18 protein-coding genes are annotated in these 25,471 nt (G+C 71.0%); 10 read left to right on the top strand and 8 right to left on the bottom strand.

From position 1 onward, the window contains the following. On the bottom strand, positions 1 to 1,100 hold a 1,100-nt coding region (locus tag V7E05_RS08545; protein ID WP_333619241.1), incomplete at its 3' end, for an ATP-dependent metallopeptidase FtsH/Yme1/Tma family protein. 125 nt (positions 1,101 to 1,225) lie between these two features. Here V7E05_RS08545 and V7E05_RS08540 point away from each other — a divergent pair. After that, positions 1,226 to 2,977, top strand: coding sequence for an amidase (locus tag V7E05_RS08540; RefSeq protein WP_333619240.1), 1,752 nt, complete (start codon positions 1,226 to 1,228; stop codon positions 2,975 to 2,977). Here V7E05_RS08540 and hpt read toward each other — a convergent pair. The 3 genes from hpt to dacB form a co-directional block, all read right to left on the bottom strand. Then, positions 2,974 to 3,609 (bottom strand): hypoxanthine phosphoribosyltransferase, encoded by a 636-nt coding sequence (gene hpt, locus V7E05_RS08535; RefSeq protein WP_333619239.1) that lies wholly within the window; start codon positions 3,607 to 3,609, stop codon positions 2,974 to 2,976. The two genes, V7E05_RS08540 and hpt, sit on opposite strands and share 4 nt — an antisense overlap. A gap of 104 nt (positions 3,610 to 3,713) precedes the next feature. After that, on the bottom strand, positions 3,714 to 4,838 hold the full coding sequence (tilS, locus tag V7E05_RS08530) for a tRNA lysidine(34) synthetase TilS (RefSeq protein ID WP_442891640.1): 1,125 nt from the start codon (positions 4,836 to 4,838) through the stop codon (positions 3,714 to 3,716). A 78-nt stretch (positions 4,839 to 4,916) separates the two neighbouring features. Continuing rightward, complete coding sequence (gene dacB, locus V7E05_RS08525; protein WP_333619237.1) at positions 4,917 to 6,359, bottom strand: D-alanyl-D-alanine carboxypeptidase/D-alanyl-D-alanine endopeptidase; 1,443 nt, start codon at positions 6,357 to 6,359, stop codon at positions 4,917 to 4,919. 234 nt (positions 6,360 to 6,593) lie between these two features. On the opposite strand from dacB, the gene V7E05_RS08520 reads away from it, so the two are divergent. Next, a complete protein-coding gene (locus V7E05_RS08520) occupies positions 6,594 to 7,070 on the top strand; it encodes an inorganic diphosphatase (RefSeq protein WP_333619236.1) in 477 nt (158 codons plus the stop codon). Between the two features lie 133 nt (positions 7,071 to 7,203). Here the strand turns inward: V7E05_RS08520 and V7E05_RS08515 are convergent, their stop codons facing one another. Both V7E05_RS08515 and V7E05_RS08510 read right to left on the bottom strand, forming a co-directional pair. Continuing rightward, complete coding sequence (locus V7E05_RS08515) at positions 7,204 to 8,073, bottom strand: crotonase/enoyl-CoA hydratase family protein (protein WP_442891639.1); 870 nt, start codon at positions 8,071 to 8,073, stop codon at positions 7,204 to 7,206. A gap of 119 nt (positions 8,074 to 8,192) precedes the next feature. After that, positions 8,193 to 8,438: a PspC domain-containing protein gene (locus V7E05_RS08510; RefSeq protein WP_333619234.1), complete on the bottom strand. Its 246-nt coding sequence runs from the start codon at positions 8,436 to 8,438 to the stop codon at positions 8,193 to 8,195. A gap of 244 nt (positions 8,439 to 8,682) precedes the next feature. Here V7E05_RS08510 and V7E05_RS08505 point away from each other — a divergent pair, with 244 nt between their 5' ends. From V7E05_RS08505 to V7E05_RS08485, 5 genes are all read left to right on the top strand, one after another. Then, on the top strand, positions 8,683 to 12,567 hold the full coding sequence (locus V7E05_RS08505; RefSeq protein ID WP_333619233.1) for a Pls/PosA family non-ribosomal peptide synthetase: 3,885 nt from the start codon (positions 8,683 to 8,685) through the stop codon (positions 12,565 to 12,567). An 82-nt stretch (positions 12,568 to 12,649) separates the two neighbouring features. Then, the gene (locus V7E05_RS08500; protein ID WP_442891638.1) at positions 12,650 to 14,026 is read left to right on the top strand and encodes a M1 family metallopeptidase; all 1,377 of its coding nucleotides are present in this window, start codon (positions 12,650 to 12,652) and stop codon (positions 14,024 to 14,026) included. A gap of 168 nt (positions 14,027 to 14,194) precedes the next feature. Beyond that, on the top strand, positions 14,195 to 15,664 hold the full coding sequence (locus V7E05_RS08495; RefSeq protein ID WP_333619232.1) for a hypothetical protein: 1,470 nt from the start codon (positions 14,195 to 14,197) through the stop codon (positions 15,662 to 15,664). Then, positions 15,661 to 17,784: an arabinofuranosyltransferase gene (locus V7E05_RS08490; protein WP_333619231.1), complete on the top strand. Its 2,124-nt coding sequence runs from the start codon at positions 15,661 to 15,663 to the stop codon at positions 17,782 to 17,784. Before V7E05_RS08495 ends, V7E05_RS08490 begins: the two co-directional genes overlap by 4 nt. Before the next feature lie 171 nt (positions 17,785 to 17,955). Continuing rightward, entirely contained in the window at positions 17,956 to 19,086 is a 1,131-nt protein-coding gene (locus V7E05_RS08485) for an intradiol ring-cleavage dioxygenase (protein WP_333619230.1), read from the top strand. A 133-nt stretch (positions 19,087 to 19,219) separates the two neighbouring features. On the opposite strand, the gene V7E05_RS08480 is transcribed toward V7E05_RS08485, so the two are convergent. Beyond that, entirely contained in the window at positions 19,220 to 20,116 is an 897-nt protein-coding gene (locus V7E05_RS08480; protein WP_333619229.1) for a glycosyltransferase family 2 protein, read from the bottom strand. Positions 20,117 to 20,249: 133 nt separating this feature from the next. Between V7E05_RS08480 and V7E05_RS08475 the strand changes: the two genes are divergently transcribed. The 3 genes from V7E05_RS08475 to V7E05_RS08465 are packed head-to-tail and all read left to right on the top strand — an operon-like array spanning position 20,250 to position 23,406. Beyond that, positions 20,250 to 21,002 (top strand): glycosyltransferase family 2 protein, encoded by a 753-nt coding sequence (locus tag V7E05_RS08475; protein WP_333619228.1) that lies wholly within the window; start codon positions 20,250 to 20,252, stop codon positions 21,000 to 21,002. After that, entirely contained in the window at positions 20,999 to 21,406 is a 408-nt protein-coding gene (locus V7E05_RS08470) for a DUF2304 domain-containing protein (RefSeq protein ID WP_333619227.1), read from the top strand. Before V7E05_RS08475 ends, V7E05_RS08470 begins: the two co-directional genes overlap by 4 nt. Before the next feature lie 35 nt (positions 21,407 to 21,441). Further along, positions 21,442 to 23,406, top strand: coding sequence for a hypothetical protein (locus V7E05_RS08465; RefSeq protein WP_333619226.1), 1,965 nt, complete (start codon positions 21,442 to 21,444; stop codon positions 23,404 to 23,406). A gap of 27 nt (positions 23,407 to 23,433) precedes the next feature. On the opposite strand, the gene V7E05_RS08460 is transcribed toward V7E05_RS08465, so the two are convergent. After that, on the bottom strand, positions 23,434 to 25,471 hold a 2,038-nt coding region (locus V7E05_RS08460), incomplete at its 5' end, for a DUF6541 family protein (protein WP_333619225.1).

Raw genomic sequence — 25,471 nt, 5'->3', positions numbered from 1 at the left:
CGCTTGGCCAGCGCGCGGAGGTCGACCTCCTGCGCTAGCGGCTTGTTGCGGGCGTGCACCCGGAGGATCGCCTCGCGGCCCTTGAGGTCGGGCGGCGAGACCGGGACCTGGCGGTCGAAGCGGCCCGGGCGCAGAAGCGCCGGGTCGAGGACGTCCGGCCGGTTGGTCGCGGCGATGAGGATGACCGTCTCGCGGTCGTCGAAGCCGTCCATCTCGACGAGGAGCTGGTTGAGGGTCTGCTCGCGCTCGTCGTGCCCGCCGCCGGTGCCGGAACCGCGGTGGCGACCCACCGCGTCGATCTCGTCGATGAAGATGATGCACGGCGCGTTCTGCTTGGCCTTCTCGAACAGGTCGCGGACACGAGAGGCGCCGACGCCGACGAACATCTCCACGAAATCCGAGCCCGAGATCGAATAGAAGGGCACGCCTGCCTCGCCGGCGACCGCGCGCGCGAGGAGCGTCTTGCCCGTGCCGGGGGGACCGTAGAGCAGCACGCCGCGTGGGATCTTCGCGCCGAGCCGCTCATAGCGGGCGGGGTTCTCGAGGAAGTCGCGGATCTCGTTGAGCTCCTCGACCGCCTCGTCCTCGCCCGCGACATCCGAGAACAGGGTCTTCGGCATGTCCTTGGTGACCTCCATGGCCCGGGACTTGCCCACGCCGAAGAGGCCGCCGCGGCCGCCCTGCAGGCGGGTCATGAAGAAGAAGAGGAGACCGAACAGCAGGAGCATCGGCAGCAGGAACTGCAACATCTGCGTGAGGAAGCCCTGCGTGGTGACGTTCGTGTTGTACCGCTCGGGCGTGGCCTGCTGGACCTTGGTGAAGACCTCTTCCGAGGCGCCCTCTGGGTACTTGGCGACGATCTTGTCCGTCGCCTTGTCCTGCCCAGGGGGAGTGATCTCGTTGCCGAGAGTGATCCGCAGTCGCTGCTCGCGGTCGTCGATCTCGACTTCCTTGACGTTCTTGTCGTCCACCTGAGACATGGCGACCGAGGTGTCGACATCCGTATAGCCGGCCTCGTCGTTGGAAAAATAGGTGAACCCCACGACAGCCAGGATGAGGACCGCGGCGATGACCACGTTGCGGACTACGGCGTTTTTCATTCGTCCCAATCAGCGTCTTGTTTCCGGGCACGCCCCGGATACCTCGAATGACCAGGCTACCCGCGCCGCCTGCGGGCCTGCACCACCCGTCCTACGGGGGCCTTTATCGGGCTAGGATCGCTAGCATGTCCACCGCGCCGCGCACGCCCGAATCCGCGCCCACCGCCGTCGAAATCGCGGACGCGGTCCACAGCGGGGAGCTCACCGCGGTCGAAGCGTGGCTCGAATCGCGCGAGCTCGCCGAGGCCGCCGGCGAACCCGCAGGCCCCCACGCCGGGCCGCGGGAGCCGCTGCAGGCGGAATCGCGGCGGCAGCAGGCGGCGAGCGTGCGCGCCGCGGCACGTTCCGGCTCCGGTTCCGGCGGGGCCGGTGGGGCCGGTGGGGCCGCAGGCAGCGAGACGTCGACGCAGACCTCCGGCAGGAAGGCGCGGGCGGAGAACCACGCGCGCAGCGCCCGGTCGCGGCGGGCGCAGCGGAACCGGACCGGCGGCCGCGGCGACGGCGAGAGCAACGCCGGCCACGCCCGCAGGATCTCCGCGTACACGGGTTTCCTCAACTCGGAGGCGCGGGAGGCCGCGGAGTTCATCGACATCCTGCCGGAGGACGCGCGAGCCACGCTCCCCCTGGCGGGAGTGCCGTTCGCCGTCAAGAGCAATGTGACCCTCGATGCGCCGTCCATCCGCCGACTCCTGTCCGCGGGCGCGGTTCCCGTGGCGATGACCACGACGCCGGAGTTCTGCGTGTGGGGAGCCACCGATTCCGCGTCCTTCGGGATCACCCGCAATCCGTGGAACCCCGAGCTCACCCCCGGGGGCTCCTCGGGCGGCAGCGCGGCTGCGGTCGCGGCCGGTCTCGTGCCGTTCGCCCATGGGAATGACGGCATGGGTTCCCTTCGCATCCCCGCCGCGTGCTGCGGCCTGGTGACCCTCAAGCCGGGACCGGGGATAGTGCCGACGGAGCTCGGCGCCGACAACTGGGGCGGGATGTCCGAGGACGGCGTCCTCGCCACGACGGTCGCCGATCTCGGACTCGCCACCGCGGCGATGGCGGGGGATCCGGCGCTCGCCGAGCGGTCCACGCCGCGGCCGCTGCGCATCGTGCTCGCGCTCAACTCGCCGCTGTCGCTCGCGGGGCGGCCTCTGGTCAGGGTGGACAGGAAGATCGTCAAGGCCACGCGCGCGGTGGCGAAGGCGCTCGAGGGTCTCGGGCACACGGTGGTCGAGGCGGATTTGCCGTACCCGCGCTCGCCGTGGCCGCTGCTCGCGCGCTGGACCTCGGGGCTCGATGCCGACGCGGCGGCGGCGAACTTCCCCATCTCGCGGATGGAGCGGCGCAATCGCTATCACGCGCTCGTCGGTCGGTTGCTGCGCGGGAAGGACGCCTACGGCGCGCAGAAGAAGGAGCGGGAGATCCTCGACGGGTTCATGCGTGGGGGCTCCGGGGGCGATAGGGCCGGTGACCGTGGCGGCCGGGGCAGCCGGTCCGGCCGAGGAAACGATGGCGACGAAGGCCCCTTCGACCTGATCCTTACGCCGACCCTCGCGCGGGCGCCCATAGCCGCCGAAGCGTGGCACGAACGCTCGTGGATGCGCTCGCTGTGGGCCAATCTGCGCTACGCGCCGTTCTCCTCGCTGTTCAACCACCTCGCGTGGCCGGCGATGAGCATCCCCGCGGGCACCGCCCGAATCGAAGACACCCCAATCGGTGTCCAGCTCGCGGGGCGCCCGGGCACGGAATCGCTGCTCCTCGACGTCGCTGCGCAGCTCGAGAGCGCGCTGCCGTGGACGCGTACCGCCGACGTCATACCGGCGGGCGCCGTCTGGGATTCTCCGGAGGAGACGGAGGAGTCGGAGGCCCCCGACCAGCCGGAGGGCTAGCTGTACATCCGCGGGTGGAGCTTGCCGATGTACCCGAGGTCCCGGTAGCGCTCGGCGAAGTCGAGGCCGTAGCCGACGACAAACTCGTTGGGGATGTCGAAGCCGACGATCAGCGGCCTGGCCTCGACCTTGACCGCCTCGGGCTTCCGCAGCAGCGTGACCACCTCAAGCGATTTCGGCTGCCGCGTCGAGAGGTTCTTGCGCAGCCACGAGAGGGTGAGCCCGGAGTCGATGATGTCCTCGACGATCACCACGTCCCGGCCCGCGATGTCGCGGTCGAGGTCCTTGAGGATCCGCACCACGCCCGAGGACGAGGTCGAATCGCCGTACGAGGACACGGCCATGAACTCGGTCTCGGCGGGAACCGTGAGCGAACGCGCGAAATCGGAGAGGAAGATCGCCGCGCCCTTGAGTACGCAAATGAGGATGAGCGGCTCCTCGGCCTCGGTATAACGCTCGCCGATCTGCCGACCCATCTCGGCAATGCGCTCCTGGAGGCGCTCGGAATCGATGAGCACCGACTCGATCTCGTCGGCATACTTGCCGACCGGGACGGGCCCGCCGTTCGATTCGACCGAGAGCCCCTCGACGCGCTCCGGTGCTGTGCTCTCCGCGATGATGTTGTCCGCCATAGTCCGCCTCTTCGTGTGCCCGTTGCGCTGCAGTTCGCGGACCGCCGCGGCCGCAGCGCGCCGGTCCCGCCCGGCGGTGTGCGACCGCCGGAGACGCTACAACCCTACTGGCGGATCCGCAGCCTGAGCACTCTGCCCTCGCGCTGCACCACGAGCCGCCGGACGGCCCGACTCCCCGGCCTGGCACCGCCCGCGACTCCTCCCCCGCCTCCTTCCGGATGACGGCGGATGTCCCCGCCACCCGCGCCTGCGGGAACGGCGACGGCGCCCTGCCCGTTCCACGAGGTCACGAGCGCGGAGACGGCGCCGATGTGCGCCGAGGTCGGCGCCCCGGCGCCCTCTGCCTCGAGCCACGCCTTGATCGCCCGGCCGCGCACCGCCGCCGGGGCCGCGGCGAGTGGGTCGACGGCGAGCGCAGTGCCCCCGGGGGCACCCGGTTCGCGGGGTTCGAGGGGTTCGTCGCGGGCGCCGTCTTCGGTGCCCCCGGATTCGCGGCCGCCGACTTCCGGCACGCGCGCTGACTCGAGGAGGTCGGTGGCGAGCGCGGACAGCGCGTCCTCGTCCTCGCCGAGGAGGCCGGCGGTGCGGGCGAGGGCCTCGGCGAATCCCGGGCCGAGCACGTCCTCGGCGAGCGGCAGGAGCTCTGAGCGGACCCTGACGCGGCGGAATCGGGGATCGAGGTTGTGCGGATCGTCCCAGGCCACGACGCCGGCCCCGGCGCAGGCGGCACGGGTGTCGGCGCGGCGGATCCCGAGCAGCGGGCGCCCCCAGGGCGCGGCCCACGGGGACATCCCGCGCAGCGATCTCGCCCCGGAGCCGCGGGCGAGGCCGAGGAGGACGGTCTCGGCCTGGTCGTCGAGGGTGTGGGCGAGGAGGACGGGGCGGTCCCCGCGTGCAGCGTCGAGCGCGGAATACCGGGCTGCACGCGCCGCGGCCTCGGGGCCGCCGGGGCCGCGGACGTCCGCCGTCAGGACGAGTGCTTCCGCGCCGAGGGAGCGGGCGGCCGCGGCGGCCGAGCGGGCGATGTCGGCAGAGCCGGTCTGGAGGCCGTGGTCGACGACGAGCGCGCGGACGGAGCCGGCGCCGAGCTCGGGACCGAACTCGGCGACGGCCGCGGCCGTGAGCGCGAGCGAGTCCGCGCCGCCGGAGAGCCCGACGCACACGCCGGAGCCCGGAACGTCCGGGTGGGCGCGGCGCCACGCGCGGAGCGCCTCGCGGACGCGCCACACGGCGCCGCTCGCCGAGCTGCCCGCTGCGCCGACCGCGGAGCCCGGGCTCCGTTCCTCTTCCGCCACCGCGCGCCGTGCCTAGCGGCAGCCGCAGCCGCGGAGGGCGGCGGCCATCGCGTCGACCCCGGGGCGCGAGTCGGCGGGGTTCGCGCCCTCCGACATCAGGGCGAAGGAGAGCGATCGGCCGTCCTTCGTGGCCACGACCCCGGCGAGCGTCGTTACGCCGGACAGCGTGCCCGTCTTGGCCCGCACCCAGCCGGCGCCCGCTGCGGCCGGGGTGCCCGCTGCGAAGCGGTCCAGGAGCGTGCCGCTGCCGCCGGCGATGGGGAGCCCGCCGAGCATCGCGCGCTCCTGCGGGCTCGCGTCCGGACCCGCGGCGACGTGCAGCACCTGCGCGAGCACGTCGGCGGAGATCTTGTTCTCGCTGCTCATGCCCGAGCAGTCGGAGAGCGTCGTGCCCGTGGTGTCGATCCCCTTCTCGCGGAGCGTGGCGAGGACGCCGTCGGTGGCCTCGCGGATGGACACGCGTTGTGCGGTATCGGAGTACCCGGCCTTGCCTTCGGAGATCGGATCGGCATCCGCGATGCCCGTCTTTTCCATCGCGGCCTCGTGGCACAGGGCGTCCGCGCCGACGTTGTCCGAGACGTCGAGCACGTTGCGCGCCCGGTCGGCGAGCGTCCCCGACTCGACGTCGCCGATCTCGTCACCCACCGCGACCGGCTTGTCCGAGACCGTGACGGCGGACTGGTCGATCCCCAGGCGGGACGCGAACTGATTGGCCGCTGCCCGCATCGGCTGGCCTTCGCGCGGCGCCTCGTCGACGGCGGGATCGGTGCGCGCCGCATCGAGCATCCACGGCTGGACGCGGGTGAGGAAGCCGCCGGGGATGTCCTCCGGGTTCCATCCCGGCGCCATGTCGTCGCCCTCGTACGGACCCGGAGCGACGGTGAGGGACGTGAAGGTCTCGCCCGATTCCTTCGCCAGCGCGACGAAATCGTCGAGCGTGTCGGTTCCGGGGAAGAACGTGGACTTCGTGCTCTGGGCGGTCGTCACGTCGCCGCCCGGGATGAGCACGAGCTGCCCGGGCTCGGTGCCCTTGGCTAGAGTCGTGCTGATTCGGTGGTCCGAGGGCACGGTGGAAAATACGGCGAGCGCCGTCAACAGCTTGGTGGTCGAGGCGGGGGTGCGGGCGCGCTTGGCGTCCTTCTGCCACAGGTACTCGCCGGTGGCGTTGTCGACGACTACGCCGGAGAGTTCGCCGACCTCGGGGGCCGCGGCGAGCGGGTCGAGGATCGCGGCCAGCGCGGTGGGCGTGGGCTCGGGCGCGTCCGCGGGGAGGTCCTCGAGCGCGGGCTCCGGGTCGGGGACGGTGGGCATGGGGGCGGCGTCGGTTTCGTCGTCCGTTTCCACCTTCGTGGCCAGCGCCGCCGCGACGATGAGCGCGATGACGACGCACATCGCGACGAGCACCGCGCCGAGTCGCCAGAGGATGGAACGGCCCCGCCACACCTTCGCTGCCAACGCTGCATTCCCCTCCGCCGTCGATTCCCATCCACGGTAGCGGCACGGCGTACCGGGCGGGCCATTCCTCCCCGAGAGGGCGAGACCGCGACCGCGGCGCGCCGATCGCCTAAACTCGTGCGCAGCCCGTGGCCCCGCGCCGGGAACCCGCTCTGCCGGGCTCCGATACGGCGGCCGCCCCGCCGACGCCGAAGTCGTTTCGAGCGGACACCTAGTTTAAAGGAGTACACAAGCGTGGCAATCGAAGTGACGATCGAAATCCCCAAGGGTTCGCGCAACAAGTACGAGGTCGACCACGAAACCGGGAAGGTCTACCTCGACCGCTACCTGTTCACCTCGATGGGTTACCCGGCCGACTACGGATTCATCGACCACACGCTCGGCGAGGACGGCGACCCGCTCGACGCGATGGTCCTCCTCCCCGATTCCGTCCCGCCGGGAGTCATCGTCAAGGCGCGCCCCGTGGCCGTCTACACCATGACCGACGAGGCGGGCGGCGACGACAAGCTGCTCTGCGTCCTCGACGATCCCCGCTGGGAGCACATCCAGGACGTGGGCGATGTCAACGAGTTCGAGCTCAAGGCGATCGCGCACTTCTTCGAGCGCTACAAGGACCTCGAGCCCGGCAAGTTCGTCAACCCCGGCGAATGGGTCGGCAAGGACCACGCGTTCAAGCTCATCGACGAGGCGAAGGCGCGCTACTCGAAGTAGTCTTCCCGCTCCGATTCGTCGGCATCGCCGGCGTCGAAAAGGCCCGCCTCGGGATTCCCGGGGCGGGCTTTTTGAGTGCGTGCGGGCGCGAGTACATCTCGGCCGGCGCGTGGGACCGGCGAGCGCCGAATCCCTATCGGCCCGTGTATTCCGGCGGCCGCTTCTCCATCGTCGCGGTAATCGCCTCGAGCAGGTCCTTTGTCGGTAGGAAGCCGGCATTCCAGGTCTGTACATACTCGTTGCTCGCGCGGATCGGCCCCTCAATCCCGCGATTGAGCACCTCCTTCGTCCCGCGCACGACGAGCGGAGGATTGGCGGCGATCTCGCCGGCCACCGCGTCGGCCGAGGCGAGCACCCCCTCGGCGGAGTCCGCGACGTTCGAGACGAGCCCGTAGCGCAGCGCCGATTCGGCATCGAGATCGCGGCCGGTGAGCGCGAGTTCGCGCGTGAGTCCGTCGCCGATTATGTGCGGCAGTCGGCTCAGCGAGCCCATGTCGGCGACGATTCCCACCTTGACCTCTCGAATCGAGAACGTGGCGTCGGCCGAGGCATGGCGGACGTCGCACGCGGAGATCAGGTCCACGGCGCCACCGATGCAGCGTCCCTGGACCGCGGCGACGGTCGGTGTCTTGCACTCCCCGACCGCGTCGATGGCCTCGCGCATCGAACCGACCAGCTCGTGGAGGTCGAGCGTCCGCGAACCGTCGATCTCGCCGCCCTCGAAGAAGCGGCCGAGCACGGGCATCATCGCCACGAGGTCGAGCCCGTACGAGAAGTTCCGACCCTCCCCTGCGAAGAGGATGGCGCGCACCTCGGGATCCTCGTCGAGCTCGCGCACGACCCCGGGAAGCTCGGCCCAGAACTCCGGGCCCATCGAATTGTTCTTCCCCGGCCCGATGAGCGTGACCCGCGCGACGCCTTTCGCCCCGTCGACGACCTCGCCCGGCTTCTCGACGCGAACGGACACAGGGGCCCCGCCTGTTTCACCTACGATTTCCGACATCTTCGTCATGCCCAGATCGTGCCACATGCCACATCGGCGGCGGCCGCCCGTGTGTCGGCTCCGGGTCGGGCGGCCCGGGTCTGGGACTGGGATGACCCGGACATGACGGCGGCGGCCCCTCAGCGCCGCGGGATCACGATCCAGAGGATGAGGTACAGCAGGATCTGCGGGCCGGGGAGCAGCAGTGAGGCGACGAAGAGGATGCGGACGATCGCCGCATCGATCCCCATGTAGTCGGCGAGACCGGCGGCGACGCCGCCGATCCACGAGTCCTGGGTGTTCCTCGTGAGCCGGCGGCGACCGGGAACCCCGGGAGCGCCGGCCGGACCGGGGTACTGGGAGTAGGCGTTGGGATCGGTGGACATTGCGGACCTCCTTGGTCGGCGCGTGGTGGGCCGGACCTCTCGGTCCTGCGCCCTGCGAACACCACCGATCTTCGCGTGCCGGAGGGCCATCGCACATCGGGGATGTTCCCGGTTCTCACCCCGAGATCCGACCCTGAGTTCCAAACCTCTGTCGCATCTGGAATCAACCCCGAAAGTCCTGGATCCTCCCGCCACGGCAGATCGTTATCTGTGAAAACCATCGCGACTGCTTATCCTTGAACGAGTGTCCGGTATTCCAGAGAATTACCTCCGCTCCTCCTACGCCGCGCCGCCCCGCACGCTCGTCGACGTGTTCGAGGCGGCTGCGCTGCGATACCCCGATGCCCCGTGCATCGACGACGGCACCCGCTCGCTGAGCTACTCCGAGGTCCTCGCCTCCGTCCGCGAGACGGCCGAGTGGATGCACCGCCAGGGCATCCGTGTCGGCGACCGCGTCGGCATCCACATGCCCTCCGGCTCCGCCGATCTGTACCTCGCGATCCTCTCCACCCTCTTCGCGGGCGCCGCCTACGTTCCCGTCGACGTCGACGACCCCGCCGAGCGCGCCGAGCTCGTCTTCGGCCAGGCCGACGTCGCGGGCACCTTTACCGCCGAGGGCCTGCGCATGGCGCCGGGCCGCTCCGCCGAGCATGGTCGCTCCACCCCGCCCGTGACGGCGGACGTCCCCGCCACCCCGGGCCTCGACAACGATTGCTGGATCATCTTCACCTCCGGCACCACGGGCCTACCCAAGGGCGTCGCGGTCTCGCATCGCAGTGCGGCGGCGTTCGTCGACGCGGAGGCACGCATCTTCCTGCAGGATGCGCCGCTGGGTCCCGGCGACCGCGTGCTCGCCGGGCTCTCGGTCGCCTTCGACGCGAGCTGCGAGGAAATGTGGCTCGCGTGGGGGCACGGCGGCTGCCTCGTGCCGGCCCCGCGGTCCGTCGTCAAGAGCGGCCTCGACCTCGGCCCGTGGCTCGTCGAGCGGGACATCTCGATCATCTCCACGGTCCCCACTCTTGCCTCGATGTGGCCGGACTCGACGCTGCAGAACGTGCGCATGGTGATCCTCGGCGGAGAGGCCTGCCCGCCGGAGCTCGCCATGCGCCTCGCCGCCGGCGGCCGCCGCGAGGTGTGGAACACCTACGGGCCCACCGAGGCGACGGTCGTCGCCTGCGCCGCGCAGCTCACCGGCAGCGGCGAGGTCTCCATCGGCCTTCCCCTCGACGGCTGGGACCTCGCGGTCGTCGACAACGCGGGCCAGCCCGTCGAGTTCGGCTCCACTGGCGAGCTCGTGATCGGCGGCGTCGGTCTCGCCCGCTACCTCGACCCCGCGAAGGACGCGGAGAAGTACGCCCCCATGCCCACGCTGGGCTGGGAGCGCGCGTACCGCTCCGGCGACCTCGTCCGCCTCGAGCCGGACGGCCTCTACTTCGGCGGGCGTGTCGACGACCAGGTCAAGATCGGCGGGCGCCGTATCGAGCTCGGCGAGGTCGATTCGGCGGTGTCCGCGCTACCAGGTGTGAGCGCCGGAGCCGCGGCGGTCAAGAAAACCGATGCGGGGACCTCGGTGCTCGTCGCCTACCTCGTCGCCAACGACAAGGACTCCTTCGACCTCCCGCTCGCGGCGGGCCTGCTCCGCGAGTCGCTCCCGGCCGGCGTCGTGCCGCGCCTCGCGCTCGTCGACGAGCTCCCCACACGCACCTCCGGCAAGGTGGACCGTAAGGCCCTGCCGTGGCCGCTCGAGTCCACCTCGGCTCCCGAGACCGAACTCGAGGGCACCCAGGGCTGGGTCGCGGAAATGTGGTCCTCGGCCGTCGGCGCGGACGTCTCCGGCGCCGGCGAGGATTTCTTCGCCCTCGGCGGCGGCTCACTCGCCGCCGCTCACGTGATCGCCACGGTCCGCGAGCGCTTCCCCGAGGTCACCGTCGGCGACCTCTACGACCGCCCCCGCCTCGCCGATTTCGCCGACTTCCTCGATTCCCTCGACCCCGTCGCCGAGGTACAGGCGCGAGAGGTCGCACCCGTGCCGCGCACGGCGCAGCTCCTCCAGTTCATTGCCGGCCTCCCGCTGCTCACGCTCACCGCGGCGCGGATCGGCACGTGGTTCGCGCTCGGCGCGTGGATCGCCGATGCCCTCGGCGTCGATCACATGCCGGATCTGCCGATCTGGCCAATCGTCGTGCTCGCGCTCGTCCTGCTCTTCCCCATCGGCCGCATCCTCCTCGCCGCCGCAGTCGCCCGCCCGCTGCTCTCCGGTATCGAGCCGGGCCGCTACCGCCGCGGCGGCTCCGTCCACCTGCGCCTGTGGTTCGCGGAGCGTTGGGTCGAGGCGTGCGGCGCCGCGGGGATCGGCACGGCCGGCTGGAACCTCGTCTTCGCCAAGCTCCTGGGCGCGCGGATCGGCAAGGGCGTCGACCTGCACTCGCTGCCTCCTGTCACGGGCATGCTCGCCCTCGGCGACCACTGCTCGGTGGAGCCCGAGGTGGACCTCGCGGGGCACTGGGTGGACGGCGACGCCGTCGTCGTCGGCCCCATCGCGATCGGCGCCGGCGCGGTCATCGGCGCCCGCTCGACCATGCTGCCCGGAGCCGACGTCGGCGAGAACACGCTGGTCCAGCCGGGTTCGGCGGTCGTCGGCAAGCTCAAGGCGAAGAAGCGCTACTCCGGTTCGCCGGCGCGCAAGCGCGGCAAGCGCCGCTACTCCACGTGGCCGCGCGAATACGCGGGCCACTCGCGCTGGTGGTCCGGCATGTACAAAGCCACCTCGCTCGTACTCTCCGGGATGCCGCTCGTGGCCATCGCGGCGGGCATGGCGCTCGTCCTGGGGATGACGACGAACGCCGAGACCTCCTTCTGGTCCGCGATCGCGCTCGCCCTGGCATGGTCGGTGCCCGCCGTCATCCTGTCTCTCGCGCTCTTCGCCCTGATGACCCTGGTCTGCGTCCGCCTCCTCGCGGTGCGCATGCACGAGGGCTTCCACCCGGTGCATTCGCGGATCGCATGGCAGGCGTGGGCGACCGAGCGGCTCATGGATGCCGCGCGGACGTGGCTGTACCCGCTGTACGCGTCGATGCTCACGCCGATCTGGCTGCGCATGCTTGGCGCCAAGATAGGCAAGGACGTCGAGGCTTCGACGGTGCTGCTCATCCCGTCGCTCACCACGGTCCGCGACGGCGCGTTCCTCGCCGACGACACCATGGTCGGCTCGTACGAGCTCGGTTCGGGCTGGATGCGCGTCGAACACGCGACCATCGGCAAGCGCGCGTTCCTGGGTAATTCCGGGATGACGGCGGCCGGCCGCAAGCTCCCCAAGCACGGACTCGTCGCCGTGCTGTCCTCCGCCCCGGAGAAGGCGAAGAAGGGACAGTCCTTTATCGGCTCCCCGCCGCAGGAGCTGCCGCGCGCCGTGACGGCCGGATCCGCCGACTCGCGGACCTACGCCCCGACGCGGCGGCTCAAGACCGCGCGCGGCATGTGGGAGACGCTCCGCCTCGTGCCCGTGCTGCTGTCGTTCTGGCTGCTCGCGTGCCTCGGCATCGCCGGCCTGCACATCACCGAATCCCTCGGGCTCGCCGCCGCGTTCCTGCTCTCCGGGCTCGTGTTCGCCGCGCTGTCGCTCGTCGCATGCGCGGTGACGATCGCCGCGAAGTGGCTCTTCGTCGGAGCGATCCGCGCGGGCGAGAAGCCCCTGTGGAGCTCGTTCGTGTGGCGCAACGAGGTCGCCGATTCGTTCGTCGAGATGCTCGCCGTACCGTGGCTCGCCCGCCCGGCGACGGGCACTCCGGTGCTCGCGCTGCTGCTGCGCGCGCTCGGCTCGAAGATCGGCCGCGGCGTGTGGTGCGAGTCGTACTGGCTGCCCGAGGCCGACCTCATCGCCATCGGCGACGGCGGGACGATCAACCGCGGCTGCGTGGTGCAGACGCACCTGTTCCACGACCGGATCATGCAACTCGATACCGTCACCCTTGGAGACGGCGCGACGCTCGGCGCCCACTGCGTGACGCTCCCGGCGTCCTCGATCGGCGCGGGGAGCACGGTCGGTCCGGCGTCACTCGTGATGCGCGGCGAGTCCATCCCGGCCGGCACGCGCTGGCAGGGCAACCCGATCGCGCCCTGGCGCGGCTAGGGCAGCCCGAACCGCACATATCTGCACTACCTGCCACCATCTGCTCTACCACCGCACGACAAGCGAAGGAACGCTCCGCCACATGGCTATCCGCCCCGTGAAGAAAGATCCCGTCGCCAAGGCGGTCAAGCCCGCGTCGATGCGGCGCCGGGACCCCGTCGACCCGTACCTGCCCTCGGCGGGCAATCATGGCTACCGGGTCACCCGCTACGATCTCGACCTCTCCTACCGGGTCGAGCCCAACCGGCTCGTCGGCACGGCGACGATCTCGCTCACCGCGACCGAGCCGCTCGGGGATTTCTCGCTCGACCTCTCTCGGCACCTCGCGGTGTCGAAGGTCTCCCTGTCGGGCGCGAAGCTCACCCGATTCCGGCACTCGGGCGGAAAGCTCAAGATGACGGCGGCTGAGCCCATTCCCGTGGGCGCCGCCGTGTCAGTGACCATCAAGTACTCGGGCAATCCGCGGCCGATCAGCGGGGTGTGGGGCGATGTCGGCTGGGAGGAGCTCGACGGGGGCGTGCTCGTCGCGAACCAGCCCAACGGCGCGGCGTCGTGGTTCCCCTGCGACGACCACCCCGCGTCGAAGGCGCCGATGACCCTGACGCTGACCACAGACTCCCCGTACAAGGTCGTGTGCACGGGCGAGCTCGTGAGCAAGAAGAGCTCGGGGAGCACGACGCGCTGGGAATTCGACCAGGCCGTGCCGACCTCGACCTACCTCGCGGCGGTGAACATCGGCGAGTACCAGCACCTCGAGATCACCGGCGGGGACGTCCCGATCCACGCGTACATCCCCGGGGATCTGCGCAGCGAGTTCTCCGAGTCCTTTGGCCGGCAGCGCGAGATGCTCGAGCTGTTCTCCAAACTCTTCGGCCCGTACCCGCTGTCCTCGTACAAGGTCGTGGTCACCGACGACGAGCTCGAGATCCCACTCGAGTCGATGGGCATGTCGACGTTCGGTCGGAACATCGCCGTGGCCGGGGACGCCGAGGAGCGGCTCATCGCGCACGAGCTCGCGCACCAGTGGTTCGGCAACGCCGTGACCGCCGCGGAGTGGAAACACATCTGGCTGCACGAGGGCTTCGCCTGCTACGCCGAATGGCTGTGGTCCGAGTTCTCGGGCGGGGCGGATGCGCATTCACACGCGCTCAAGTACTTCGCGCGGCTGCAGTCCTCGCCACACGACCTCCTGCTCGCCGATCCGGGGCCGAAGCTCATGTTCGACGACCGCGTGTACAAGCGCGGCGCGCTCACGCTGCACGTGCTCCGGGGCGCGATCGGCGACTCGGCATTCTTCTCGCTGATCAGGGACTGGGTCGAGAAGTACTCCGGGGTGACGGCGACCACCGACGATTTCGTCGCGCTCGCGAAGTCGCACACCGACGTCGAGCTCGACCCGCTGTGGGACACGTGGCTGTTCTCCGAGGACATGCCCGCGGGGCTGGGGCTGCCGGAGTAGGGCGGTTCCGCCCGGGGTTGCCTGTCTGACCCGCCCGGCCTTCCCGGGCCGGCGCCCGCCTCGCAATCCGCGGCGCTCCCGGCGCCCCGGCGGCACTTCCGGTCGTCGCCGAAGTAGAGTTTGCCGACGAAGCAACACGCCGGACCCCGCACGGAAGGACCTGCCCACGTGCGTCTCCTGACCCTCGCCACGGTGTTCGCCGCGGCGTCGGGATACATCGTCATCGCCATCGCCAGCCGCGCGCTCGGCGCGGGCGGAGTCGATGCGTTCCAGGCCTTCTGGGCCCTCTTCTTCGCTCTCGCCGGCGTCGCGAATGGGCTAATGCAGGAGCTCACCCGCGCGGTGCGGAGCGCGCGGGTCGGAGCGACCGAGGTCGGCGCGGGAGAGACGGGCTCCGTCGGCGTGGCGGGCGCGGACGGCGGCGCGGCCCCGGCGGGTGTTGAAGGCCGCGCGATCGCCGGCACCCCCGGCGACGATCCGGTGCTCGGCGGCATCGAACTCGGTGCAGCGCTCGCGCGCCCGACCGGAAGCGGCCACCGCCCATCGCTCGCCCGCCGCAGTCTCCTGTGGACCGGCCTCGCCGTCGGCCTCGTCCTTGCCGCGGTCGTGGCGCTTTCGGGACCGGCCTGGTCCTCGCTCGGCCTCGATGCCCACGGCGGCGCCGCGGTCGCAGTTCTCGCGGTCGGCATCTGCGGCTTCGCCCTGCAGGCCGCCGTCGCCGGCTCGCTCTCCGGGACGGAGCGCTGGAACCTCTACGCCATGCTCATCGCAGTCGACGCCGCGCTGCGACTCGTCGTCGCGCTCGCTTCCTGGGCGCTGGGCGTCCCGCGCCTCTCCTTCGAGCTCACGACGGTCGCCGGCACGCTCACGTGGATCATCATGATCGCCACCATTCCCGCCGTCCGCGCGGCCCTGCGGTCCCCGCTCGACGTGCCCGCGCGCCGCTTCTGGATCTCCACGGTCCAGGCGATGCTGGCCAGCGCGGGCACGTCGATCATGGTCACCGGATTCCCCCTCCTCGTCACCGCCACCGCCGGCCCCGCCGACGACCGCGTCCTCGTCGGCGCCACGATCAACGCGATCCTCCTCACCCGCGCCCCGCTCCTGGTGCCGCTCACGTCCTTCCAGAGCGCGATCATCGTGTGGTTCGTCGAGCGACGCGATTCGGGCGTTCGGGCCCTGCTCGTCCCGCTGTCCGCCGTCATAGGCATCGGGGTGATCGGCGCGCTGGCCGCGTGGCTCGTGGCGGATCCGCTGGTGCGGCTCGTGTTCGGGCAGGAGTTCGGGCTGCCCGGGGCGGTGTTCGCCGGTCTGACGGCGGCCAGCGTCGGCACCGCGGCGCTCATGATCTCGGGCAACGCCGCGCTGGCGTTCGACCGGCACGCGATCTACAACGCGGGCTGGTGGGTCGCGGTCGGCGGCTCGGTGGCGCTGCTGATCGTGCTGCCGTTCGAGCTGGACGTGCGGGCCACGATCGCCCTGCTCGCCGGGCCCGCCGCGGGCACGGTGGTGCACGTCGTGGGCGTGCTGGGCTCGCGCGGCCCGGCGGGCTCGGCCGGCACGGCCGGCACGGTCGGCCCAGCAGTTCCCGTGCCCGCGGCAGCGGCCGAGCCCGTAGCAAAGGATAGCGACCTGTGACCCCCGCGAAGAACCCGGAGAAGGCCCGAGGGAAGGTCCCAGAGAAGGCCCCGGTGGAGGACCGCGCCCGAAGCACGTCGGGCAAGGCCGCGGCAGGCACCGCACGCGCCGCCGCGGCGCCTTTCGGCCGCGTCGCGCTGTGGATTCTCGCCGCCGCCGTCGCCGGGCTCGCCGCCGCCGCTGCGGCCCTCGGACTCGCCGCTCTCATCGATTTCCCCAACCCGAGCAACCTCGCGCGCATGTCGATGGGCTCGCTCCTCGTGCTCCTCGCCGGCGGGTCCCTGTGTCCCGCGCTCCGGGTCTCGGCGCCCGAGTGGTCGCGCTGGGTCGCCGGGCTCCTCGGCCCCGCGCTCGTCAGCGCGGTCCACCAGGCGTTCATGCTCTACGGGACGCCGCACTACCTCAACGGGGTCAACGGGGACCAGCTCAATCGCGTCGCCTACCTCGGCCGCTTCGCCTCCTCCCCCGCACTCGCAGACGCCTTCTACCGGGACGTCGCGCCGTTCTACCCGGCCGCATGGTTCTGGGTCGGCGGTCGGCTCGCCGCGCTCACCGGCATTCCGGCGTGGGAGTTCTACAAACCCTGGTCGATCGTCACGATGTCCTTCGCCGCCGCGCTCGCCTTCGTCGCGTGGCGCGCGGTCGTCGGCCCGCGCATGGCGATCGCCCTCGCGCTCGCCACCGCGGTGATCGGCCTGCAGATCGCGGCCTACGAGCCGTACTCCTGGCTCTTTATCGCCGTGCTCCCCGTGGTCGCGATCGTCGCGCAGCGCATCGCCGACCGAAGGATCGCCGCAGGCCTGGGCGTCTTCCTCGGGATCGCGGCGATCTCGTACACGCTCATCGCGGCGGTGGCGGTGCTCATCGTCACCGCAGCAGCGGCATTCGCTTTCTTCCGCACCCCCCGCGACGGTCGCGGCACCCGCCTGCGCATCCTGACCTCGTGGCTCGGCGCGGGCGTGCTGTCCGCCGTCATCGCCCTGTTCTTCTGGGGGCCGTACCTCTTCGCGCGGCTCACCGCGAAACCGCACGAGCGCTCTGTGGCCACGGACTACGCGCCGGCCTCGGCGATCGAGTGGCCGATGCCGATGTTCGAGTACACCGGGGTCGGTGTGCTCTCCGCAGCGGGTCTGGCGTGGCTCGTCTGGACGCTCGCGGGCACTCGGTTCGGGCATTACTCGTCCGAGGCCGCGGCACCCGCCGCACCGTCAGCCCCTGCCCGCCTGCCGCGCAGCACCGAGGTCGCCTCCGCGCTCGCGCTGCTCGCGGGCATCGGCTACCTGTGGTTCTGGCTTTCCGGACTCCGCGCGCTCGGCGCGTCGACGTTGCTGCCGTTCCGGCTCACGCCCGTCATCGGCCTCGCGTTCGCCTGCGCCGGGGTCTTCGCTCTCCGCTCCGCATGGCGCGCGGCATCCACGTGGGCGGCAGACCGGCCGGGGCGCCCCCTCCTGCCCCGTCAGGTCGCGGCGCTCGCGGGCGTGGTCCTCGCCGCGATCACCGTCCACGGCGTCCAGGCGTCCTCGGAAGAGGACATCGACTTCGCGGCGACGGCCACGGCCTCCTCTGGTCCCCCTCAGGCCGTGGTGACGGCGATCTCCGACGTCACCGGCGGGGCCGCGCCGCAGGACATCGAGGTACTCAGCGACGATCCCACGCTCTTCATGTTCGAGCCCTACTGGGCATTCCAGGCCCCCGCCGCGGCGTACGCCTCCCCGAACGGGCGCTTCGAGGCGCGCAACGGGGAGATCGAGGCCTGGTCGAAGGCGAGCACCGGGCGCGAGCTCGCGGCGGCGATCAAGACCTCGGAGTTCGGCGCGCCCGATGCCCTAGTGCTCACCGTCCAGCCCGCGGCGCCTGCCGTTCAGAGCTCGGGCGCCCAGGCTTCGGCCGCTCAGGGTTCGGACACCAAGGGCCCGGGCGACGCCGCCGGCGCCGCACCATCGGCGGCCGCTCAGAAGCCCGCCATGGAGTCCTGGGTCTACTCGGAGATCCACAACACGATGCCGCTCGAGGGGAACATCAACAAGGTCCCGCTCGCCTTCGACCCCGCGGTATTCTCCGATCCTGCGCTGTTCCGTGTGGAGAAGGCGGGCTCGATGGTCGTCATCGGCGTCCGCTGACCAGCCCACCCGGTTCCGTCGGCTCCGTGCGATTCCCTCAGTAGCCGCACAGCCACTTCCCCGATTCTCTACAGAACGACGCCATAACTTTGTCCTCGTTGGGGCCGCGATCCGCCCGCCATCACCTCGGCGACACACGGATCGCGGCCACGAGAGAAAAGGACCCTCACCATGGCTTCGCTCTTCCGCCGCTCCGCGCTCCGGCCCTACCCCTCGGCTCCCGAGCACGGCGCGGACAAGAACGCCGGCGCGAACTTGGACACCGCCGATTCGGACACCGCGGCGGGCACCGCCCGCGCCGCCGCAGACCCCACCTTCGAGGGCCGCCGCCTCGACCGCCCCACCGAGGACGTCGAGGACCAGGGGCTCGCGTTCGACGTCGTCACCCTCCTCGACCGGCGCCGCTTCCTCGGCGCCCTCGGCATCGGAGCAGGCGCCGTCGCGCTCGCCGCCTGCTCCACCGGCTCCGGAGGATCCACGGCATCCGCGCAGTCCTCGAGCGCGTCCGGCACGGCGAGCGCTACCGACGCCGCGGACACCACCTACACCGAAATGCCCACCGAGACCGCGGGTCCGTACCCGGGCGACGGCTCGAACGGCCAGGACGTGCTCGACATGTCGGGCGTCGAGCGTTCGGACATCCGCTCCTCGATCGGCGGCGGCGCCACGGCCGACGGCGTCGGGATCACGCTCGTGCTCAACACCATCGACATGGCGAACGGCAACAAGCCCATGCAGGGCGCGGCGGTGTACGTCTGGCACTGCGACGCCGAGGGCAACTATTCGATGTACGCCGATTCACTCAAGGACGAGACCTACTTGCGCGGCGTGCAGGTCGCGGACAGCAGCGGCAAGGTCACGTTCACGTCGATCATGCCCGGCTGCTACTCGGGCCGCTGGCCACACATCCACTTCGAGGTCTTCCCCGACGTCGACTCGATCACCGACGCCACGAACAACGTGCTCACCTCGCAGATCGCGATTCCGCAGGACACCGCCGAGCAGGTCTACGCGCTCTCCCAGTACACGAACTCCTCGGCAAACCTGCAGAAAATCACGCTGGCCTCCGACAACGTCTTCTCCGACGGCTGGGATCAGCAGATCCCGCAGGTCGGTGGCGATGTCGAGTCCGGCTACACGATCACCATCGACGTCCCCATCGACACCACCACCGAGCAGCAGATGTCCGCCGCGCCCGGAGGTGGCCCGGGCGGCTCGGGCGGCCCCGGTGGTGAGGGTGGCGCGCCCCCTGCGGGTGGCCCCGGCGGCGGCCAGGCTCCCCCGGAGGACGCGGCCTCGTAGGCGGGGCGGAAGCCGCCCCGGAAGCACGAGCCAGAACACGTATGACGGCGGAGGCCGGCGCCCCGAAAGCGCCGGCCTCCGCCGTCGTCTATGGAAGTAGAGCGCCGCGGATTCGCGATCCCGCGGCGGGCGTCTAGCGGAAGATGTGCCGCAGCAGGGTCGGCCCGCCTTCACGGAGCTTGCCCGCCTTGAGCGCGGTGGGCAGCAGCGTCGCGGCGTTGAGCCGGGAGGTCACGTGCCCGCGTGCCGCGCGCGCGGCCTTGTTCCAGCCGCGCTCGGAGAACGCCTTCGCTTCGCCGGCGAAGAAGCGGGACTCCTCGGCGAAGCGGCGGCCGTCGAGCGCGCGGACGGAGGAGTCCGAGGCGGAGTGACGGCGGTAGAGGAAGGCGAGCGCCGGGTCGATCACGATCGTCCCGCCCGCGGAGACCGTGTCCACGAGGAGTGCGAGGTCCTGGACCACGTCGAGGCCTTCGCGGAAGCCGATCCGCTTGATCCACTCGGCGTTCCACGCTAGCGACGGGAAGTACGTCCAGTTCCCGCGCATGAGCGAGACCATGAGCTCCTCGCCGCCGAGCACCTTGCGGCCGTCCGCACCCGAGACGGGCGACTGCCACGCCTTGACGACGTCCGCCAGAGAATGCGCGCCGGCACCGTTCTCGTCGATTACGGCGACGCCGCACTCGAAGACCGCGGCATCGGGCTGGGCCGCGAAACCGTCGTGCACAGCCTGGAGGTAGTTGGGGAGCATGATGTCGTCGGCGCCCATGACGACCACGGTCTGGGCCTCGACCATGCCCAGGCACTTGCGGTAGTTCCCGTTGGCGCCGAGGTTGACCTCGTTCTGCTCGTAGGTGACGCGGGAATCGGCCGCGGTGAGCTCGCCCATGTAGCGGGCCGGCTCGGGGTCGGGGAATCCGTCGTCGACCACGATGAGCCGGAAATCGGTGTAGCTCTGCACCAGGACGCTCTCGACGGCCTTCTTGAAATGCTCGACATCGCCGTAGTACGGCAACATCACATCGATTGACATGGGTCGGGGGTTCCCTTCGTTCCGGTTCTCGGTCGCCGCATCGATCGGCCCGCTTCTTCTCTACCCTCCCATGCCCGGTTTTCCGGATGCGCCACGGGAGACTTCGGGGCTTTTGGCATAAGATCGACCCGAAATGAGCGCCGATACCACACATCCAAGCAGCACGGCCGCGTCACCGGCGAACCCCGCAGCGGGCGCCAACTCCGACGTCTGGCTCGTCGTCCCCTGCTACAACGAGGGCACCGTGATCGAGGACGTCCTGCGCAGCGCGATGCAGACGTTCCCCAACATCGTCGCCGTCGACGACGGTTCCGCCGATGCCTCGGGCGAGGCCATCCACCGCGCCGGTGCGCACCTGGTGACCCATCCGGTGAACCTCGGCCAGGGTGCCGCCATCCAGACGGGCGTCGAATACGCGCGCGCCCAGCCGGGTGCCCAGTACTTCGTCACCTTCGACGCCGACGGGCAGCACCAGGTCAAGGACGTTCTCGCCATGCTCGAGCGCCTGCGCACCGAGCCGCTCGACATCGTCGTGGGCACGCGCTTCGGTCGGCCCCGGGCGGAGAACGACCAGGTACCGCTCATCAAGAGGCTCGTCCTCAAGACGGTCGTGCTGCTCTCGCCGCGCACTCGGCGCCTCGGGCTCAGCGATGCGCACAACGGCCTCCGCGTCTTCAACCGCACGGTCGCCGAGTCGCTCAACCTGCGGATGAACGGCATGTCCCACGCGAGCGAGTTCGTCGCGCTCATGGACTCGGAGAAGTGGCGCACGGCGGAGCAGCCGGTCGACATCCTCTACACCGAATACTCGATGTCCAAGGGGCAGTCGCTGCTCAACGGCGTCAATATCCTCTCGGACGGCATCGTCGGAAAGAGGCTCCCATGATCATCAAGATCCTCCTGCTGCTCGCCGGCATCGTTCTCGTCGCGTTCTTCGTCTCCAACCGGCGCAAGGCGCGGGCAAAGGCCGGGGTCAAGCTCGGCTTCGTGGTGTTCGTGGTGCTCGGCCTCTACGCCGTGATCCGCCCCGACGATCTCACGTGGGTCGCCAACCAGCTCGGCATCGGTCGAGGCACGGACCTGCTGCTCTACGTGCTCATCATGGCGTTCCTCTTCGTGACCGTGTCGACCTACGTCCGCTTCCGCGAGCAGGATCTGCGCTACTCGCGGCTCGCGCGAGCGGTGGCGCTGCAGAATGCCGTGCGGCCCGGAGAGCCGATGCCGGGCGAGCGTCTGCGGGACACGGACGCCGACGCGACTGCGGACCGCCCGAGCCGCTCCGGGCGTTGATTCCCGCGGCGGCAGAGCAACCGTCCGCGGCGAGGGTGGGAGCCCGCCTCCGCCACGTCTCGGCGCTGCTGGGCGCGGCCGCAGGCGCGGATGGTGATGCGCCGGCCCGCGCGACGGACGTTCGGCGAGACGCCGATACGCGGCAGGGCCCTGAGGCCTGGCGGGACACGGCGACATGGCTCTGCCCGGTGCTCGGCTCGGCCGCGGAGATCGCCGGGCGGCTCGGCGAACGCGCGGCCGCACTCGACCCGGTCGGCGCCGGCGACTACGCCGCTCCCCCACGGATCGAATACGCGTGTCCGCCCGGAGCCCTCTTTGCGGAGGGAGGGCCCCTGCGGCCGCTCGATATCGGGTCCGCCGAACTCACCTATGCCACCGATCTTCTCGACGCGGCGGCGACGGATGCGGCGCAGTCCGGCGTCATAGGGGAATCCGACCCGCTGGCGGGCGAACTGCACGACGCCGGGCGGACGTTGCGCGCCGGGGCGGCGGCGCTGCATCTCGCGGCGACGGCGCTCGGCGAACTCGCGGCGCACCAGCTCCACGACTATGAACGCGCGGGCGGACCGGCGACGGCGGCCGCGACCACGCCTGTTCCGCGCTCGGGAGAGGCCATTCCGGGCTCCGCGCCAGAAGCCCCGCCCCTCGCCCATCCGGCGCGCGAGCTCGCCGCGGCCACCGCCCCGCTGCTCCCCGGGCTCTTCGCCGCCGGCATGCCGTTCCCGCCGCTCCCCGCCGCGCTGCCGAAGCCCGCGGAGCGCCCTGCCGACTCCTCACCGCGGCCCGCCACCGCGCACGTGGAGCTCGACCCGCGTGACCGCGTTGTCGCGGTGCTCGGCCGGCCCGCGTTCGTGGGCAACCTCCCCGGACTCGACTGGGACACGCGGATCGCCGCGAACGCGATCTCCGTCCGCGCGGCCTCGCAGCGCGAGCGCCTCGCCGGCAGGGCGGGGACGATCCTCATTGGCCGCTTCGACGCGATGGACAGGCTGCGCCCCGATCCCGTGACCGGCGTCGCCTCGCGCCGCCGCTTCGTCGCGTTCGACCCGGCCGGCCCCGGAACCATGATCGAACTCGTGGGCAGCATCCCCGCCGCCACCGGGCTCCTCCTCTACGTTCCCGGGACGGGGACGAACCTCGAGATGAGTCACGTGAACACCGAGGTCGCCGAACATTTCGTCGAGGCCGGGCGCGGGCGCCTCGCCTGCCTCGTGTTCCTCGGTGGCAAGTTCCCGCAGAACATGTGGGCGGAGTCGGGCGATCCGGTGTTCACGCTGGCGATGGCGCCGCTCGTGGCCGAATTCTCGTGGGACGTGCAGGAGCATCTGCGGGCGGTCGGGCGCGAAGGGGGCGACTCGGGCACCGGCTCCGACCGCGGCCCCGGCGCCGCCTCGCCTCTCCCCGTGACCGTCGTCGGCCACTCGTTCGGCGGCGGCGTGGTCGGCACTGCGGAGACCCTCGGCCTCTATGCCGACCGGGTCGCGTACGTCGCGAGCCCGAGCGCCGGCATCGGCGTGACCTCCGCCTCGCAGTGGCGGAATACCGCGCCCGCGGTGCGGCGATACTCGCTCACCGTGCCGGGCGACCCCATCGAGCTCATGCAGATCCGCAACGGCCTGCGCTACCCGAACTCGAGCGATATCGACATCATGGACGGCGTCCGCCGACTCGACACCGGCTTCTATTCCTCCGGCGAGGTGCTTTTCGGGACGCGCGGGCACGGCGGCGTCTTCGACCGCGACGCCGACGCGTTCTGGCAGATCGCCGCCGTCGTCCTCGGCGCGCCCGTGGTCGACTACGCCGCGCGCTCGATCGTCGCCCGCGGCACCGCATCGCTCGCCTCCGGGCAGGGCCGGCTGTTCGCGACCTCCTGGCAGCAGATCCGCGCGCAATTGGGGCGGCCGAAAGCCACCCCGCCTGACGTCGAACGTCCTACTTCGCGAGACTCCCCCGTGGTCGTCGAAGGACCCGGGCCTCTGGTCACCCGCGATCTCGGCTGACCGACCGGCCCGAGGAGCCCGCGTGGACTACGGCGTCGGGGTATCCGCCGCCTGCGAGGACAACGCGCCCGCGGCGTTCGAGGCGTTCTGAGTCGCCTGCTCCGAGCCGGAATTCTGACCGCCGCCGGCAGTCCCGTCCGCGCCGGGAGCGGGCGCGTCCGCCGAAATCGGCGGGGAGGTCCTGCCGATCGCCACGCCCGGCGCCTGCCGCCGCAGGTAGCCCGGCTCCTCGGATTCGCGGGTGAACGCCTGCAACGAGGTCGGCGGGAACGGCGAATCCGTGATCATCTGGTCGATCTGCTGCTGCGTGAACTGCGCGCGTACCGCATAGATGCGCACCTGCCGATCGGCATAGACGAGCGCCAGCCCCGGCGCGTCGTAGGCGTCGAGAAGCGCCCTCTTGAACGGCTGGAACCCCCAGGCGGGCGGCGGGCTGACGTAGACGTAGTTGACCCCCAGACGCTCGAGGGCGTTGTCGGTCCACGACAGCGAACCCGCGAGATCCATCGTCTCGAGTAGCTGGTTGGTAGCGGTGTCCCGGAAGGAGGGATCGCTGTAGTGCCGCGACAGCGATGGCAGCCCGTTGAGCGCGTACATCCAGCCGCTGCCCTCGTTGGCGTTGGTGAAGATTCTGCCGTCGTAGGCATTCGGCTGCTGGGCGAGCCAGTCGAAGGCGTTCCTGTCGTGCTGGTCGACGAGTTTGTCGTAGCGCTGCTCCGTGGCCGAGCGGGACGCGTACTTCGGCGCGGTGTACGCCGACCACACGGTCGTGGTGATCATCACCGCGAGGAGCGCCGCGAAGCGCATGGACGACGCACCTCGCCGCTGCGGATCGGTGAGCGGATCGACGAGCCTGCCGAGCAGGCTCACGAGCCCCTGCGCCACCGAGGCCACGCCGAGCGCCGCCAGCGCAGCCACGACCGTGGCGAGCACGACCCCGACGCGGCGCGGATCGTTGTAGTAGATGCTGCCGAGTGGGTGCAGCGCGCTGCCGACGATGCTGCCGAAGGGCACCATCGTGTTGACCCCGACCGCGATGTACAGGGCCCAGAACGCGACGATCCACAGCACCCCGCGGCGCAGGACGAACAGCAGCCCCACGGCCGCGCAGCCGAGCACGACCCCCTGGATCCCGAAGTCCCGCACGTGGCGGACCTGGATGGTGATCGCGTCGATCAACGTCTCCCAGCGCAGCCGCCCCGTCTGGAACTCGAACGCCGCGATGCTCTCCGCGTCCGCGGAAATCGACAGCAGCTGCGGGATGAGGACGATGACGCCGATCAGCGCAATTCCCGCGAGCGAGAAGAAGTCCTTGACCCGCGAGTTGATCGGGCGCCAGAGCACCTCGAAGAGCCACCAGAACGCCACGAACAGGGCGGACGTGACAAAGCCCGAGGGGTGGATTCCGCCCACGCCGATAAGCGCGATGCCCGCGGGCAGGATCCACGCCGGGCGCCGGACCGCGGCGACGATCATGAGCACGGCCGCCCCGACGAGGCCGGCGGACAGCGCGCTCGGCGTAGCCGCGACGCGGAACTCGATAAAGGGAAGGCCGGGGAACAGCGCGGTCATCAGAGCGGCCGCAGTGGTCGCCGTGGAGGCGATCGCGCGGGGGAAGCGCGCCGTCATGACCCAGGTGATGGAGGCGACGCCGAGCGGGAACGCGATCGCCGCCGCGCCGATCTGGACGAGGTTGTACGTCTCGACGACGCTGGCGCCCGTCGCGTTGTAGACGAGCGCGGCGATCGCGTGCCAGGCGCTCGGGTAGTACATCGGAGTGTGCGACTCCTGATTGTGAAGAAGCCCGGCGTCCTCGGGAGAGGCGATCCCTGTCTCGGCGATAAAGCGCAGGTAGTTCGCGTGCCAGTGGGCGTCCCAGCCCTGGAACACGTTGGATAGCCCGCCCGTGGTGTGGACGAGCTGGTTGAGCACGAGCGTAGCGATGAGCCACGCAGCCACGACGACCGCGAGGAACGGTGCGAGCTTCCAGATCCACGAACGCCACCCGGTCACGTAGTCCGGATGATCGGGCACCGCGGCGCGGGGATCCTTGCGGCGCGGGGAC

Origin of the sequence: Dietzia sp. (assembly GCF_036741115.1) — a bacterium.
Taxonomy (GTDB): domain Bacteria; phylum Actinomycetota; class Actinomycetes; order Mycobacteriales; family Mycobacteriaceae; genus Dietzia.
The sequence above is the reverse complement of the archived record's forward strand: the minus strand, read 5'-3'. Positions and strand labels throughout refer to the sequence as shown.

Bases quoted from the DNA above. Each gene is read 5' to 3' on its own strand.
- V7E05_RS08540 (WP_333619240.1), top strand. From the start codon at position 1,226: ATGTCCACCGCGCCGCGCACGCCCGAATCCGCGCCCACCGCCGTCGAA.
- hpt (WP_333619239.1), bottom strand. From the start codon at position 3,609: ATGGCGGACAACATCATCGCGGAGAGCACAGCACCGGAGCGCGTCGAG.
- V7E05_RS08515 (WP_442891639.1), bottom strand. From the start codon at position 8,073: ATGTCGGAAATCGTAGGTGAAACAGGCGGGGCCCCTGTGTCCGTTCGC.
- V7E05_RS08510 (WP_333619234.1), bottom strand. From the start codon at position 8,438: ATGTCCACCGATCCCAACGCCTACTCCCAGTACCCCGGTCCGGCCGGC.
- V7E05_RS08500 (WP_442891638.1), top strand. From the start codon at position 12,650: ATGGCTATCCGCCCCGTGAAGAAAGATCCCGTCGCCAAGGCGGTCAAG.
- V7E05_RS08485 (WP_333619230.1), top strand. From the start codon at position 17,956: ATGGCTTCGCTCTTCCGCCGCTCCGCGCTCCGGCCCTACCCCTCGGCT.
- V7E05_RS08480 (WP_333619229.1), bottom strand. From the start codon at position 20,116: ATGTCAATCGATGTGATGTTGCCGTACTACGGCGATGTCGAGCATTTC.
- V7E05_RS08475 (WP_333619228.1), top strand. From the start codon at position 20,250: ATGAGCGCCGATACCACACATCCAAGCAGCACGGCCGCGTCACCGGCG.
- V7E05_RS08470 (WP_333619227.1), top strand. From the start codon at position 20,999: ATGATCATCAAGATCCTCCTGCTGCTCGCCGGCATCGTTCTCGTCGCG.